Annotated in this window: 11 protein-coding genes and 4 tRNA genes; 14 read left to right on the forward strand and 1 reads right to left on the reverse strand. The window is 47.7% G+C overall.

What is annotated here, in order from left to right:
- Positions 1–3 precede the first annotated feature (3 nt).
- From JHJ32_RS01835 to JHJ32_RS01900, 14 genes are all read left to right on the forward strand, one after another.
- Positions 4–87 (forward strand) — tRNA-Tyr (locus JHJ32_RS01835).
- A gap of 6 nt (positions 88–93) precedes the next feature.
- Positions 94–166 (forward strand) — tRNA-Gly (locus tag JHJ32_RS01840).
- 76 nt (positions 167–242) lie between these two features.
- Positions 243–314: transfer RNA gene (locus JHJ32_RS01845), tRNA-Thr, on the forward strand.
- Positions 315–368: 54 nt separating this feature from the next.
- Positions 369–1,556 (forward strand): elongation factor Tu, encoded by a 1,188-nt coding sequence (tuf, locus tag JHJ32_RS01850; RefSeq protein WP_079714936.1) that lies wholly within the window; start codon positions 369–371, stop codon positions 1,554–1,556.
- An 83-nt stretch (positions 1,557–1,639) separates the two neighbouring features.
- A tRNA-Trp gene (locus tag JHJ32_RS01855) sits at positions 1,640–1,710 on the forward strand.
- Between the two features lie 17 nt (positions 1,711–1,727).
- Positions 1,728–1,922 carry a preprotein translocase subunit SecE gene (gene secE, locus JHJ32_RS01860; protein ID WP_079714937.1) on the forward strand — a complete coding sequence of 65 codons (195 nt, stop codon included), beginning with the start codon at positions 1,728–1,730 and terminating at the stop codon, positions 1,920–1,922.
- A gap of 17 nt (positions 1,923–1,939) precedes the next feature.
- The gene (gene nusG, locus JHJ32_RS01865; RefSeq protein ID WP_079714938.1) at positions 1,940–2,485 is read left to right on the forward strand and encodes a transcription termination/antitermination protein NusG; all 546 of its coding nucleotides are present in this window, start codon (positions 1,940–1,942) and stop codon (positions 2,483–2,485) included.
- 179 nt (positions 2,486–2,664) lie between these two features.
- Entirely contained in the window at positions 2,665–3,108 is a 444-nt protein-coding gene (gene rplK, locus JHJ32_RS01870; RefSeq protein ID WP_079714939.1) for a 50S ribosomal protein L11, read from the forward strand.
- A gap of 23 nt (positions 3,109–3,131) precedes the next feature.
- A complete protein-coding gene (rplA, locus tag JHJ32_RS01875; protein WP_200119489.1) occupies positions 3,132–3,830 on the forward strand; it encodes a 50S ribosomal protein L1 in 699 nt (232 codons plus the stop codon).
- A gap of 2 nt (positions 3,831–3,832) precedes the next feature.
- Positions 3,833–4,354 (forward strand): 50S ribosomal protein L10, encoded by a 522-nt coding sequence (gene rplJ / locus JHJ32_RS01880; protein ID WP_079714941.1) that lies wholly within the window; start codon positions 3,833–3,835, stop codon positions 4,352–4,354.
- A gap of 78 nt (positions 4,355–4,432) precedes the next feature.
- Positions 4,433–4,813: a 50S ribosomal protein L7/L12 gene (gene rplL, locus JHJ32_RS01885; RefSeq protein WP_079714942.1), complete on the forward strand. Its 381-nt coding sequence runs from the start codon at positions 4,433–4,435 to the stop codon at positions 4,811–4,813.
- Positions 4,814–4,988: 175 nt separating this feature from the next.
- Positions 4,989–8,798: a DNA-directed RNA polymerase subunit beta gene (gene rpoB / locus JHJ32_RS01890; protein ID WP_079714943.1), complete on the forward strand. Its 3,810-nt coding sequence runs from the start codon at positions 4,989–4,991 to the stop codon at positions 8,796–8,798.
- Between the two features lie 35 nt (positions 8,799–8,833).
- Positions 8,834–13,114, forward strand: coding sequence for a DNA-directed RNA polymerase subunit beta' (gene rpoC / locus JHJ32_RS01895; RefSeq protein ID WP_200119491.1), 4,281 nt, complete (start codon positions 8,834–8,836; stop codon positions 13,112–13,114).
- A 172-nt stretch (positions 13,115–13,286) separates the two neighbouring features.
- Complete coding sequence (locus JHJ32_RS01900) at positions 13,287–14,234, forward strand: TIGR01212 family radical SAM protein (protein ID WP_200119493.1); 948 nt, start codon at positions 13,287–13,289, stop codon at positions 14,232–14,234.
- 16 nt (positions 14,235–14,250) lie between these two features.
- On the opposite strand, the gene JHJ32_RS01905 is transcribed toward JHJ32_RS01900, so the two are convergent.
- Positions 14,251–14,718, reverse strand: coding sequence for a nucleoside triphosphate pyrophosphohydrolase family protein (locus JHJ32_RS01905; protein ID WP_079714946.1), 468 nt, complete (start codon positions 14,716–14,718; stop codon positions 14,251–14,253).
- Between the last annotated feature and the right edge of the window lie 42 nt (positions 14,719–14,760).

The following is a 14,760-nucleotide window of genomic DNA, read 5'->3' on the forward strand; positions in this document are numbered from 1 at the left end:
GTTGGGGGGATTCCAGAGCGGTCAAATGGGACGGACTGTAAATCCGTTGCTTCGGCTTCGAAGGTTCGAATCCTTCTCCCCCCACCATAATAAGCGGAAGTAGCTCAATTGGTAGAGCGATAGCCTTCCAAGCTATAGGTTGCGGGTTCGAGACCCGTCTTCCGCTCGTAATGTGTTAACGAATGCTCTGTCAAACCATTAAAACGGTGAATTGGCGGGGATTTGGATTGTAAACACAAAAAGCCGATGTAGCTCAGCGGTAGAGCACTTCCTTGGTAAGGAAGAGGTCATGGGTTCAAGTCCCATCATTGGCTCGTAAGAGTAACTATATTCATACATAAAATTTTAAATTACTAATTCGCATAACAATGGCAAAAGAGAAATTTGACCGCAGTAAGCCGCACTTAAACATTGGTACGATCGGTCACGTTGACCACGGTAAGACGACTACTACCGCCGCGATCACAAAAGTACTAGCAGATAAAGGACTTTCTGAAGCCCGTTCTTTTGATTCGATCGACTCTGCTCCTGAAGAAAAAGAGCGCGGTATTACCATTAATACAGCACACGTTGAATATCAAACAGCCAACCGTCACTATGCGCACGTTGACTGTCCGGGTCACGCTGACTATGTGAAAAACATGGTTACTGGTGCTGCGCAAATGGACGGTGCGATTATCGTAGTTGCTGCAACTGACGGTCCGATGCCACAAACTCGCGAGCACATCCTGTTGGCTCGTCAGGTAGGTGTACCTGCGTTGGTTGTATTCATGAACAAGGTGGACTTGGTGGATGACCCGGAATTGTTGGATTTGGTGGAAATGGAAATCCGTGAGTTGTTATCGTTCTACGAATATCCAGGTGACGATATTCCGGTAATCCGTGGTTCTGCTTTGGGAGGTTTGAATGGCGAGCCTCAGTGGGTAGACAAGATCATGGAATTGATGGACGCTGTAGACAACTACATCCCGATTCCTCCGCGGTTGACCGATCTGCCGTTCTTGATGCCAATCGAAGACGTATTCTCTATCACGGGCCGTGGTACAGTAGCAACCGGCCGTATTGAGCGTGGTGTGATCAATACCGGTGACCCTGTGGAAATCCTGGGTATGGGTGCTGAGAACCTGAAATCAACGGTTACAGGTGTGGAAATGTTCCGCAAGATTTTGGATTACGGCGAAGCTGGCGATAACGTAGGCTTGTTGCTGCGTGGTATCGAAAAAACCGATATCCGTCGGGGTATGGTTATCTGCAAACCCGGTTCTGTTACGCCTCACACGGAGTTCAAGGCTGAGGTTTACGTACTGTCAAAAGCAGAGGGGGGCCGTCATACGCCGTTCTTTAACAAATATCGTCCGCAGTTCTATTTCCGTACCACTGACGTGACCGGAGAGATTGCGCTTCCTGACGGCGTTGAAATGGTTATGCCTGGTGATAACGTGACCATCACCGTGAAATTGATCAACGCCATCGCGATGGAAAAAGGTCTCCGTTTCGCTATCCGTGAGGGTGGTCGGACCGTAGGCGCCGGACAGGTGACTGAAATTATTAAGTAATTAAGTCCCTTTGGAATTTAATGTTCCACCGATTAGCTAATCAGTATATGTGCTGATTAGCTAATCGTGTCTAAAAAATATAAACGGGCATAGTTCAATGGTAGAATAGAGGTCTCCAAAACCTTTGATCTGGGTTCGAATCCTGGTGCCCGTGCTAACTCTTAACAGGACATGGCAAACGTACTTGAATTTATAAAAGACTCTTATACAGAGATGAGCCAAAAGGTCACTTGGCCCACTTGGTCACAGCTGCAAAGTTCTGCCGTGGTGGTGTTGGTAGCCTCGATTATCATTGCATTGGTCATCTTTGCGATGGATAAAGCGTCGAGCAACGTGTTGGAGTTGTTCTATAATATTGGGTCTTAATTGTTGGGGAAGAAGAAATGGCAGATCAAGGACTGAAATGGTATGTTGTACGGGCCGTAAGTGGTAAGGAAAAGAAAGTAAAACAATATATCGAAGCCGAAATAAATCGTCTCGGTATCAATCACCTTGTACCTCAGGTGTTGATCCCAATGGAGAAATATTATCAAATGCGCGACGGAAAGAAGGTCGCGAAAGAGCGTAATTTCTATCCCGGCTATGTGTTGTTAGAAGCAGCGTTGGATGGCGAGCTGGAACATGTGATTAAGAATATCAACAGCGTTGTCGGCTTTTTGGGCGATAAAGACGGTACCCCTATCCCGTTGCGTCCAGCGGAGATCAATCGTATTTTGGGAAAAGTAGACGAGATGTCAGAGCAGGGCGAACTGATGAGCGTACCGTTCTACGTTGGCGAATTGGTCAAAGTGAATGATGGTCCATTCAACGGATTTACTGGCGAAATTGAAGAGGTAAACGAAGAAAAGAAAAAGCTGAAGGTAATGGTAAAAGTCTTTGGCCGGAAGACACCGTTGGAATTAAATTATATACAAGTAGAAAAAGAATAACAGAACCGATAGGTTTATTTTTTTTCATTAAATATTGTAATAAAGATTTTTTTCGTACCTTTGCACTCCATTTTGGGGTGCAAAGGCAATTTAGCGCTTGGCGCTTCAAAATCTAAATGTTACGTTAAATGCTTCCAACTTACTAACAAACATTTATTAATTAAATCAACATCGTTAAAATGGCAAAAGAAGTCAGTGCGTTAGTAAAATTACAAGTGAAGGGTGGCGCTGCGAATCCATCACCTCCGGTAGGTCCCGCATTGGGTGCCAAAGGGGTGAATATCATGGAGTTCTGCAAGCAATTCAATGCACGTACGCAGGATAAGCCCGGTAAAGTACTGCCCGTTGTCATTACGGTGTACAGCGACAAATCGTTCGATTTTATCATTAAAACCCCTCCTGTTGCTATCCAGCTTATTGAAGCTTCCGGCTTGAAAGGCGGGTCTGGCGAACCGAACCGTAAAAAGGTCGGATCGGTTACCTGGGAACAGGTGGAAGCCATTGCCAAAGATAAGATGCCTGATTTGAATGCGTTTACACTGGAGTCTGCCATGAAAATGGTAGCAGGGACGGCACGCAGTATGGGAATTACCGTGAATGGTAATGCGCCCTGGAACAATTAATTAACGAAATCAGTTTTAAGAAAGTGGCAAGATTAACAAAAAATCAAAAAGCGGCACTATCCAAAATTGAAGTTGGTAAAGCGTATTCTTTGCAAGAGGCGGCTGCCTTGGTCAAGGATGTCACTACGACCAAATTTGATGCTTCGGTGGATATTGATGTACGCCTCGGCGTGGATCCCCGTAAAGCAAATCAAATGGTACGTGGTATCGCCACATTGCCACATGGTACGGGTAAGACCGTCCGTGTATTGGTGCTTTGTACGCCTGATAAGGAAGAAGAAGCAAAAGCTGCCGGAGCAGACCATGTGGGATTGGACGACTATATCAGCAAAATCGAAGGCGGATGGACCGACATTGATATCATCATTACTATGCCCAGCGTCATGGCGAAGGTAGGTAAGCTTGGCCGTATCCTCGGTCCTCGCAACCTGATGCCTAACCCTAAGACGGGTACCGTAACAACCGACATCGGTAAGGCGGTTGCTGACGTGAAGGCGGGTAAAATTGATTTCAAGGTAGATAAAACAGGAATTATTCACACATCTATTGGCAAGGTTTCTTTTCCACCGGAAAAGATTTATGAAAATGCCCTGGAAGTGTTGCAGACAATTTCCAAGTTGAAGCCTTCGGCGGCAAAAGGGACGTATTTCAAGAGCATTTACCTCTCCTCTACGATGAGCCCCGGTATTCAAGTAGAAACTAAATCAGTAGCAGGAATTTAATCATGAAAAGAGAAGAAAAACAAGAGATTGTTAAGGCTTTAGCTGAGCAGATTAAATCTTACGGCAATTTTTATATTACCGATACTGCTGATTTGACCGTGGCCACCGTAAATGGTATCCGCCGGAAATGCTATGATAAAGGCATTACCATGCAAGTGGTAAAAAACACGTTGATTAAGAAAGCCCTCATCGAGGCGGGAGTGGATGCCGAAGAGTTATTCGGTGTGCTGAAAGGGTCATCAACAATGTTGTTTTCTGAGACGGGTAACGCACCGGCTAAGCTGATCAAAGAGCTCCGGAAGGAGGGCGATAAGCCCGTATTAAAGGGTGCTTACATCGATGCCGCGGTATTTATCGGCGATGACCAAATTGATGCGTTGACCAAGCTTAAATCGAAAAACGAGCTTATTGGCGATATCATTGGATTGCTGCAGTCCCCTGCCAAGAACGTGGTTTCTGCTCTTCAATCTGGAGGCAACACGTTGGCCGGGTTGGTTAAAACTTTACAGGAACGAGGAGAATAGGGCAATACTCCCAATCAAAAAGCCCAATGGATTGTTAATAAAAGGTATTAAACAGTAAATTCAAAAATTAAAAATAAAATGGCAGATTTAAAAGCGTTTGCTGAGCAGTTGGTAAACTTAACAGTAAAAGAAGTTAACGAGTTAGCTCAAATCTTGAAGGATGAGTATGGCATCGAGCCAGCTGCTGCGGCAGTTGCTGTTGCTGGTCCTGCTGCAGGTGGTGATGCGCCTGCTGCTGTTGAGGAAAAGACTTCCTTTGACGTCATCTTGAAAGAAGCTGGCGGTCAGAAACTGGCTGTTGTTAAGCTTGTTAAAGATTTGACCGGTCTTGGCTTGAAAGAGGCAAAAGACCTGGTTGATGGCGCACCAAAAGAACTCAAAGCAGGAGTTGCTAAGGACGAAGCTGAAGCTTTGAAAAAGCAACTTGAAGAAGCAGGAGCTGTTGTTGAGATTAAGTAACGCTGATCATACAACGTACCTGAATGGGTTAGACTCTGACGTGTATTTCGTCAGAGTCTATTCCTGTTTATGACTTTTCCTTTATAGTCATATCCACGCTGTACACGGATGCCGCACACGCGGCAAAGAACAGCAAAAAACGCAGTTTAAATAGTTAAACTAAATTCTTATTCCCTTGGCAAACAAAAGTATTCACAGCGAAAGAGTAAATTTTGCAAGCAGTAAAAAGGTAATTGATTACCCTGATTTTCTGGATGTGCAATTGGAATCTTTCAAGGAGTTTTTTCAGCTTGAAACAACTTCAGACAACCGCCACCAGGAAGGGCTATTCAAGGTGTTTTCCGAGAATTTCCCGATCTCTGATTCAAGGAACATTTTTGTACTTGAGTTCTTGGATTATTTTATTGATCCACCACGTTATGGTATTCAGGAATGTATCGAACGTGGATTGACTTATAGTGTCCCGCTCAAGGCAAAGCTACGTCTGTCGTGCAATGACGAGGAACATGAAGATTTCGAGACCATTGTACAGGACGTTTATTTGGGAACCATTCCCTACATGACTCCTAAAGGAACCTTTGTCATCAACGGTGCCGAGCGTGTCATTGTATCGCAACTGCATCGTTCGCCGGGGGTGTTTTTCGGCCAAAGCCGCCACACCAACGGTACGAAACTGTATTCGGCCCGCGTCATTCCATTTAAGGGGTCGTGGATCGAATTCGCTACAGACGTCAATAACGTGATGTATGCATACATCGATCGTAAAAAGAAATTTCCGGTAACTACACTACTGCGCGCCATTGGCTACGATTCTGACAAGGACATTTTGGAACTGTTCGAGCTGGCTGACGAAGTGAAAGTAAGCAAATCCGGGCTGAAGAAATACGTAGGCCGTAAATTGGCAGCGCGGGTATTGAAGAAGTGGATAGAAGACTTCGTAGACGAAGATACGGGTGAGGTCGTATCCATTGACCGCAACGAAGTAGTGCTGGAGCGCGAAACTATACTGGAAGACGAGCATATTGATTTGATTATCGACGCAGGCGTGAAGTCTATCATCTTGACCAAAGAAGACACCGCAAACGCCGCCGATTATTCCATCATATATAATACCTTACAAAAAGATACGTCAAACTCGGAGAAGGAGGCTGTAGAGCACATCTATCGCCAACTGCGTAATGCCGAACCACCCGATGAAGAAACGGCCCGTGGGATTATTGAACGGCTCTTCTTTTCGGATAAACGGTATGACCTTGGCGACGTAGGCCGCTACCGCATCAACCGTAAGTTGCAATTGGATACTCCCGATGAGATTAAAGTGCTTACTCGTGAGGATATCATTGCTATTGTAAAATATCTCATTAACCTGATCAACTCTAAAGCTGAGGTTGATGATATTGACCACCTGTCTAACCGCCGGGTGCGTACGGTCGGCGAACAATTGTATTCGCAGTTCGGTGTAGGCCTCTCGCGTATGGCACGCACAATCCGTGAGCGGATGAATATCCGGGATAATGAGGTGTTTACTCCGACGGATTTGATCAATGCACGTACATTATCGTCGGTCATTAATTCGTTCTTTGGTACGAACCAGCTGTCGCAGTTCATGGACCAAACCAATCCGTTGGCTGAGATTACGCATAAGCGTAGGCTGTCTGCGCTCGGCCCTGGTGGACTGTCTCGCGAACGCGCGGGCTTCGAAGTGCGTGACGTGCATTATACGCACTATGGAAGGTTATGTACGATTGAAACGCCGGAAGGACCGAATATTGGTTTGATTTCGTCGCTTTGCGTACACGCCAAAATTAATAACTTAGGTTTCATCGAAACGCCATATCGGCGGGTAGAAGAGGGGCGGGTTGTCGTTGAAGAGCCGGTCATTTACCTTTCGGCTGAAGACGAAGATGGCAAAACCATCGCACAGGCTAATGCCGAATACGATGACAAGGGCAACTTTATTACCCCGAAAGTAAAGGCCAGGTTTGAAGGGGATTTTCCGGTCATTGAACCCGAAAAATTGGACTTGATGGACGTGGCCCCGAACCAGATTACATCTATCGCGGCATCCTTAATCCCATTCCTTGAGCACGATGACGCAAACCGTGCGCTCATGGGCTCTAACATGCAGCGCCAGGCTGTGCCGTTGCTGCGCCCCGAAGCACCCGTCGTGGGTACGGGATTGGAGGGGCGCGTAGCGCGCGACTCGCGTACCTTGATCAATGCGGAGGCTGATGGTGTAGTGGAATATGTCGATGCGAATGAAATCAAGATCCGGTATGAACGGAATGAGGACGAAAGGCTTGTGTCGTTTGACGACGACGTGAAGACCTATAAGTTGATTAAGTTCAAGAAGACAAACCAAAGTACTTGCATTAACTTAAAGCCTATTGTAAAAAAAGGGCAAAAGGTAGAGAAAGGACAAGTGCTTTGTGAAGGCTATGCTACCCAAAATGGCGAGTTGGCATTAGGTCGTAACCTGAAGGTGGCCTTCATGCCATGGCAGGGCTTCAACTTCGAAGATGCTATCGTGATTTCAGAACGCGTGGTCAGCCAGGATATTTTTACCTCCCTTCATATCGAGGAGTTTGAACTGGAAGTACGCGATACAAAGCGCGGTGAAGAGGAGCTGACAGCCGATATTCCAAACGTATCTGAGGAAGCAACGAAAGACCTTGATGAAAACGGTATCATCCGTGTGGGGGCCGAAGTACGTGAAGGTGATATCCTGATTGGTAAGATTACGCCTAAGGGCGAGTCTGACCCCTCTCCGGAAGAAAAACTGCTTCGTGCGATTTTCGGCGATAAGGCCGGAGATGTGAAAGATGCCTCTTTGAAAACCCCTCCGTCTATCAACGGTGTGGTTATTGATACCAAATTGTTCTCCCGTGCCAAGAAAATGGCTAAGGAAGAAGAAAAGAAGGCGCTCGACCAACTGGATGCCCAGCATGCTAAGGCATTGAAGGCGTTAAAAGATAAATTGGTAGACAAGCTGTTTGCCATCGTCAATGGTAAAACCTCGCAGGGTGTCTACAACGTCTATAAAGAACTGTTGGTGCCTAAAGGAGCTAAGTTTACCCAGAAGATTCTGGCGGATTTGGATTACAACAATATCAATCCGGCAGGATGGACTACCGACGACGACAAAAACGAACTGATTAAGCAGGCGCTCCATTTCTATAACATTAAGCTGAATGAAGAGCTCGGTGCCTATAAGCGCGACAAATTTGCTATCAGCGTCGGTGACGAATTGCCTTCAGGCATCGTGCAAATGGCTAAGGTATTCATTGCCAAGAAGCGTAAGCTTAAGGTAGGGGATAAGATGGCCGGCCGCCACGGCAACAAAGGTATCGTTGCGCGCATCGTGCGCGATGAGGATATGCCTTTCTTGGAAGATGGCACACCGGTTGACATCGTGCTGAACCCATTGGGGGTACCTTCACGGATGAACCTTGGCCAAATCTACGAGACCGTGTTGGGGTGGGCCGGACAAAAGTTGGGTGTCAAGTTTGCGACGCCAATTTTCGACGGTGCGTCTACCGAAGAGGTAGAAGAGTGGGTAGCGAAAGCAGGGTTGCCTGCATCCGGCCGTACCTACCTTTACAACGGCTTGACCGGCGAGCGTTTCGACCAGCCGACAACCGTAGGTGTGATTTATATGCTGAAGCTGGGCCATATGGTGGATGACAAGATGCACGCCCGTTCTATCGGACCGTACTCACTCATTACGCAACAGCCGCTTGGTGGTAAGGCGCAATTCGGTGGGCAACGCTTCGGTGAAATGGAGGTGTGGGCATTGGAAGCATTCGGAGCTTCGAACATTCTGCAGGAAATCCTCACGGTCAAGTCTGATGATGTGGTTGGTAGGGCTAAAACATACGAATCCATCGTCAAAGGCAATAATCTACCGACACCGTCTGTGCCCGAGTCCTTTAACGTACTCGTACACGAGCTGCGTGGCTTAGGACTGGATATCACGTTGGATTAATTAAGCATGGCGCTTTAACTTTTAGAAACGAAAGTATGTCTTACAAAAAGGATAATAAAATAAAAAGCAACTTCACCTCGATTACCATTAGTTTGGCCTCTCCAGAGACGATTCTGGAGCGCTCAAGTGGTGAAGTCGTGAAACCGGAAACCATCAACTATCGGACGTATAAGCCGGAGCGTGACGGTTTGTTTTGCGAACGCATTTTCGGTCCGGTAAAGGATTACGAATGCCATTGCGGTAAATACAAGCGCATTCGCTATAAGGGCATCGTTTGTGACCGTTGCGGTGTGGAGGTGACCGAGAAAAAGGTACGTCGTGAGCGTATGGGCCATATCAGCTTGGTGGTGCCTGTAGCGCATATCTGGTATTTCCGCTCATTGCCGAACAAAATTGGCTATTTGTTGGGCCTGCCCACCAAAAAGCTCGATATGATTATCTACTACGAGCGTTATGTGGTTATCCAAGCCGGGGTAAAGGAGGAGGATGGTATCCAGTACATGGATTTCCTTACAGAAGAGGAATACCTCGACATCTTGGATACCCTGCCGAAGGAAAACCAGTTCCTGGATGATACCGATCCGCAGAAGTTCATTGCCAAAATGGGTGCGGAAGCGTTGGAAGAGTTGTTGAAACGGCTGGATCTGGATCAGCTTTCGTATGATTTGCGCCACCAGGCAGCTAATGAAACTTCCCAACAACGTAAAAATGAGGCGCTAAAACGCCTGCAGGTTGTGGAGGCATTCCGCGGGTCGAGGGATCGGATTGAAAACCGGCCGGAATGGATGATCGTCAAAATTGTACCGATTATTCCGCCTGAGCTGCGTCCGTTGGTGCCGTTGGAAGGTGGGCGTTTTGCTACTTCCGACCTAAACGACTTGTACCGGAGGGTGATTATCCGTAACAATCGGTTGAAGCGTTTGATGGAAATCAAGGCGCCCGAGGTCATTTTGCGTAATGAAAAGCGGATGTTACAGGAAGCTGTAGACTCGCTATTCGACAATTCACGTAAGGTGAACGCTGTCAAGACGGAAGGCAACCGTGCATTGAAATCACTCTCTGATATCCTGAAAGGTAAACAAGGCCGTTTCCGCCAGAACCTGTTGGGTAAGCGGGTAGATTACTCCGCACGTTCGGTCATCGTGGTTGGACCAAACCTGAAGTTGCATGAGTGCGGATTGCCAAAAGACATGGCTGCCGAGCTGTATAAGCCGTTCATCATTCGCAAAATGATAGAGCGTGGTATCGTGAAGACGGTGAAGTCGGCCAAGAAAATCGTTGATCGCAAGGATCCGGTCGTATGGGATATCTTGGAGAACGTATTGAAAGGACACCCCGTATTACTCAACCGGGCACCTACGCTGCACCGCTTGGGTATTCAGGCATTTCAACCGACTTTGGTAGAAGGCAAGGCAATCCAGTTGCACCCGTTGGTGTGTACGGCATTTAACGCCGACTTTGACGGTGACCAGATGGCTGTGCACTTGCCCTTAGGCAATGCTGCCATATTGGAAGCTCAAATCCTTATGCTGGCTTCGCATAATATCCTCAACCCGGCTAATGGCACACCCATTACCGTTCCTTCGCAGGACATGGTACTGGGACTCTATTACATGACCAAAGGCCGTAAGACCGATGAAAGCCGGGTGATGAAAGGGGAAGGCATGACCTTCTATTCTGCTGAGGAAGTCATTATAGCGCTGAATGAAAAGAAAATCGATTTGCATGCCTTTATTAAGGTGAAAACCAAAGTAAGGAGCAAGGATGGCAATATCGAAGAAAGGCTCATCGAGACTACCGTAGGGCGTGTGTTGTTCAACCAGGTCGTTCCCGAGGAAATCGGATACGTCAACGAGCTGTTGACCAAAAAGTCTTTGCGGGATATCATTGGCGAGGTCGTGAAAATTACGGGTATGGCCCGGGCAGCGAAGTTTTTGGATGATATCAAGGAATTAGGATTCCAGATGGCGTTCAAAGGTGGGCTTTCGTTCAACCTACAGGATTTGAACATTCCGGATGCCAAGGCCGATCTGATCGAACAGGCAACGAAAGAAGTGGAGGAGGTGATGAACAATTACAACATGGGCTTCATCACCAACAACGAACGCTATAACCAAATCATCGACATCTGGACACGCATCAACAACCGGTTGACCGCGAATGTGATGGAAATCCTTTCGACAGACAACCAAGGATTCAATTCCGTATACATGATGCTTGATTCGGGCGCCCGTGGTTCGAAAGAGCAAATTCGTCAGCTCTGTGGCATGCGGGGACTGATGGCCAAACCGCAGAAATCTGGTTCTTCAGGCGGTGAAATCATCGAAAACCCTATCCTCTCCAACTTTAAGGAAGGGTTGTCGGTATTGGAGTACTTTATTTCTACACACGGTGCCCGTAAAGGTCTTGCGGATACCGCGTTGAAGACGGCTGATGCCGGTTATTTGACCCGTCGTCTGCATGACGTAGCCCAAGATATGATTGTGGTGGATGAAGATTGCGGTGGTTTGAGGGGGGTATATACAACAGCGCTGAAAGATAACGAGGATATCATTGAGCCGCTATACGACCGTATTCTTGGCCGGGTTTCCCTACACGATGTGTATGACCCTGTAACTGAAGAATTGCTGGTAGCGGCCGATCAGGATATCGATGAGGAAATCGCCGCTAAGATTGAGGCATCTGCGGTTGAAGGGCTCGAGATTCGTTCGGTATTGACCTGTGAAAGTAAACGGGGTGTGTGTGCACTTTGTTATGGACGCAACTTGGCTACGGGTAAACGGGTGCAGAAAGGTGAGGCAGTGGGCGTGATTGCAGCACAGTCTATCGGTGAGCCTGGAACGCAGCTTACACTCCGTACCTTCCACGTGGGTGGTACCGCGTCAAATATTGCGGCGGAATCTCAAATATTCGCTAAGTTCGATGGCATCATCGAGCTGGAAAATATCCGTTCGGTACCCCACGAAGGGGAAGAAGGACCAGATCAAGTCGTTATCGGGCGTTCCGGTGAGTTTCGGATTGTCGACCCGGAATCGAGAAAAGTGTTGATGACGAACAATATCCCTTACGGTTCTTATCTCTATGTGAATGCTGGCGATAAGGTGACAAAAGGGCAACGTATCTGTTCTTGGGATCCGTACAATGCGGTGATTATTTCCGAATTTGGTGGGAAAGTTGAGTTCGAGTCGATCATTGAAGGGGTAACATTCCGTGAGGAGTCCGACGAACAAACGGGACACCGGGAAAAAGTCATCATTGATACGCGCGACAAGACCAAAAACCCGGCCATCAAAATATTGGATAGCAAAGGCGCGGTTATCCGCACTTACAACATCCCGGTGGGTGCGCACGTCTCTGTCAATGACGGCACCGTGGTAAAAGAGGGTGTTGTATTAGCTAAGATTCCGCGCTCTACCGGTAAGACCCGTGACATTACAGGTGGTCTGCCACGTGTGACGGAACTGTTCGAAGCTCGTAATCCATCCAACCCTGCGGTCGTCACCGAAATAGATGGTGTGGTGACCCTGGGTGGCGTAAAACGGGGTAACCGTGAAATCTCAATTGAGTCACGGGACGGACAGATCAAGAAGTACTTGGTGCCGCTGTCTAAACATATTCTTGTACAGGATAATGACTTCGTGAAAGCGGGTATGCCGTTGTCAGATGGTTCTATCTCGCCTGCCGATATTTTGGCTATTAAAGGCCCGTCGGCCGTGCAGGAGTATTTGGTAAATGGTATCCAGGAAGTTTACCGCCTCCAAGGGGTGAAGATCAATGACAAGCACTTTGAGACCATCGTACACCAAATGATGCAAAAGGTGGAAATTGAAGACCCGGGCGATACCCGTTTCTTGGAAAAAGAGGCGGTCAACAAGTGGGACTTCGTTGAGGAGAATGATGCTATCTATGACAAAAAAGTGGTGGTGGATGCGGGAGATTCCAACGAGTTGAAGCCGGGGCAGATTGTCTCGCTGCGTAAGCTACGGGACGTTAATTCAAGCCTCAAACGGCGTGACCTGAAGCTGGTGGAAGTACGCGACGCCATACCGGCGACTTCAAGCCCGTTACTGCAGGGTATTACCCGCGCGTCATTGGGTACCAAGTCATTCATTTCTGCGGCATCGTTCCAGGAAACTACGAAGGTACTCAACGAGGCTGCCATTGCCGGTAAGCGTGACGACCTCTTGGGTTTGAAAGAGAACGTCATCGTCGGCCACTTGATTCCTTCCGGAACTGGCCTGCGCGATTATGAACGCATTATCGTAGGCTCGCAAGAGGAATATGACCAGCTGCTGGCATCGAAGGAGGAAGATTAATCCGCTGTCGGTGACCCGCGGGGTCAGTGAACGATAAAAAACAATTCAGACCGTCAGGTGTACGCCTGACGGTTTTTTTTGGAATTCGGCGCTGCTAGCCAGCTAACACCGTGGTTGACGCTTAGCGCCTTATAGCGCATGTCTCAAACTTATCTCGTATCTTTGCACGACTATGGGTACCCTGTTGGACATTGGAAAAAAACCGTACAATCACTACGGGGCATATTTGCGGGCCAAATACGACGGCAAGCGTGTGTTTAAGATTATTGTGGATGGTAATTTTACTTGTCCGAACCGCGATGGAAGTAAGGGGTACGGTGGCTGTGCTTATTGCAACGTGGATTCGTTTACGCCGGATTCGGCACGTAAACTGCCGACTATCCGTGAACAGGTGGAAGAGGGGATCCAGCGTGCAGTAAACGGTTATGGAGCTGAAAAATTCGTGATTTATTTCCAGCCCAATACCAATACTTACGCACCGGCGCATTACCTTAAATCCTTGTATGATGAGGCCTTGAGCGTAGCACCCGAACATGTGGTAGGGCTTTCGGTGGGTACGCGGCCGGATTGCATAGATTTTGAAAAAGTGGCCCTGCTCGAAAGCTATACCGATCGATATGATGTGGATCTGGAGATGGGCATGGAATCCATCTACGACAGTACGTTAAACCGGATAAACAGAGGGTGCACGCATGAAGAGCTTGAAAAGGCACTCGCCTTGGTACAAAACAGTTCCTTGGATATCTGCGTGCATACCATCTTTGGATTCCCTTGGGAAACCAGGGCGATGATGCTGCGCTATGCGGAAGAAATCAACCGGTTTCCGCAAATCAAGTTTGTGAAACTCCACCACCTCCATATTGTGGAAGGCTCTATTATGGGCGTGCAGTACAAACGACAGCCTTTTCATGTATTTAGCTTGGAGGAATATACGGATTTCCTCTGTGAGTTTATCCCTTTGCTGCGCCCTGACATCGTGATTCAGCGCCTATTTGGACTGGCCGATCAGGAATTGCTGATAGCGCCAAATTGGGGCTTGGGCAAGTCAGCCATTCAAACCTATATCGATAAAGAGCTGGAGCGTAGGGCGGCTTACCAAGGGAGTAAATACAGCATATAGGAGAACGAAAAGAATACTATCCTTCCAGAATTTTAGCGAGGTCAGCAGGCGAATAGTACACGGATTTCAGCGTTTTCCGGTCTGCCGTCCGGTATACCAGGTAATGGCCATCCGCCTCCTCATAAAAACATTCCACACCTTTCTCCGTGTAATGTGCCACTGTATCCTCGGCCTCCTGGACGGTCTTACAAGCTTTACTCATGTTTGATCGCTGTACTTCATCAAAAAGTTGCGCGAACTTGCTGGCTAAGCCAAACTCGAGTACTGCTCCTGACAATACATATTGAAGATCGCATAACGCGTCGGCAATCTCCGTGATGTCGTTGTCCGCGATGGCTTCTTCAAGTTCTTTGAGTTCTTCTGCCAGTAACGCGACCCGCAACCGGCACCGCTGCTCGTCCGGAACAGTAGGCTTGGGTAATACGGGATGCTTAAATGTCTTGTGAAATTCGGCAACGGCCGTCAATGTTTTTGGATCGGTCATGTCTGTAGTCGTCTGTCAAAAGTTGTGGGTTGTCAATCAAAT

The sequence above is a fragment of the Parapedobacter sp. ISTM3 genome, from assembly GCF_016533505.1.
GTDB lineage: Bacteria > Bacteroidota > Bacteroidia > Sphingobacteriales > Sphingobacteriaceae > Parapedobacter > Parapedobacter luteus.

Bases quoted from the DNA above. Each gene is read 5' to 3' on its own strand.
- rplL (WP_079714942.1), top strand. From the start codon at position 4,433: ATGGCAGATTTAAAAGCGTTTGCTGAGCAGTTGGTAAACTTAACAGTA.
- nusG (WP_079714938.1), top strand. From the start codon at position 1,940: ATGGCAGATCAAGGACTGAAATGGTATGTTGTACGGGCCGTAAGTGGT.
- tuf (WP_079714936.1), top strand. From the start codon at position 369: ATGGCAAAAGAGAAATTTGACCGCAGTAAGCCGCACTTAAACATTGGT.
- JHJ32_RS01905 (WP_079714946.1), bottom strand. From the start codon at position 14,718: ATGACCGATCCAAAAACATTGACGGCCGTTGCCGAATTTCACAAGACA.
- rplK (WP_079714939.1), top strand. From the start codon at position 2,665: ATGGCAAAAGAAGTCAGTGCGTTAGTAAAATTACAAGTGAAGGGTGGC.
- rplJ (WP_079714941.1), top strand. From the start codon at position 3,833: ATGAAAAGAGAAGAAAAACAAGAGATTGTTAAGGCTTTAGCTGAGCAG.
- JHJ32_RS01900 (WP_200119493.1), top strand. From the start codon at position 13,287: ATGGGTACCCTGTTGGACATTGGAAAAAAACCGTACAATCACTACGGG.
- secE (WP_079714937.1), top strand. From the start codon at position 1,728: ATGGCAAACGTACTTGAATTTATAAAAGACTCTTATACAGAGATGAGC.
- rpoC (WP_200119491.1), top strand. From the start codon at position 8,834: ATGTCTTACAAAAAGGATAATAAAATAAAAAGCAACTTCACCTCGATT.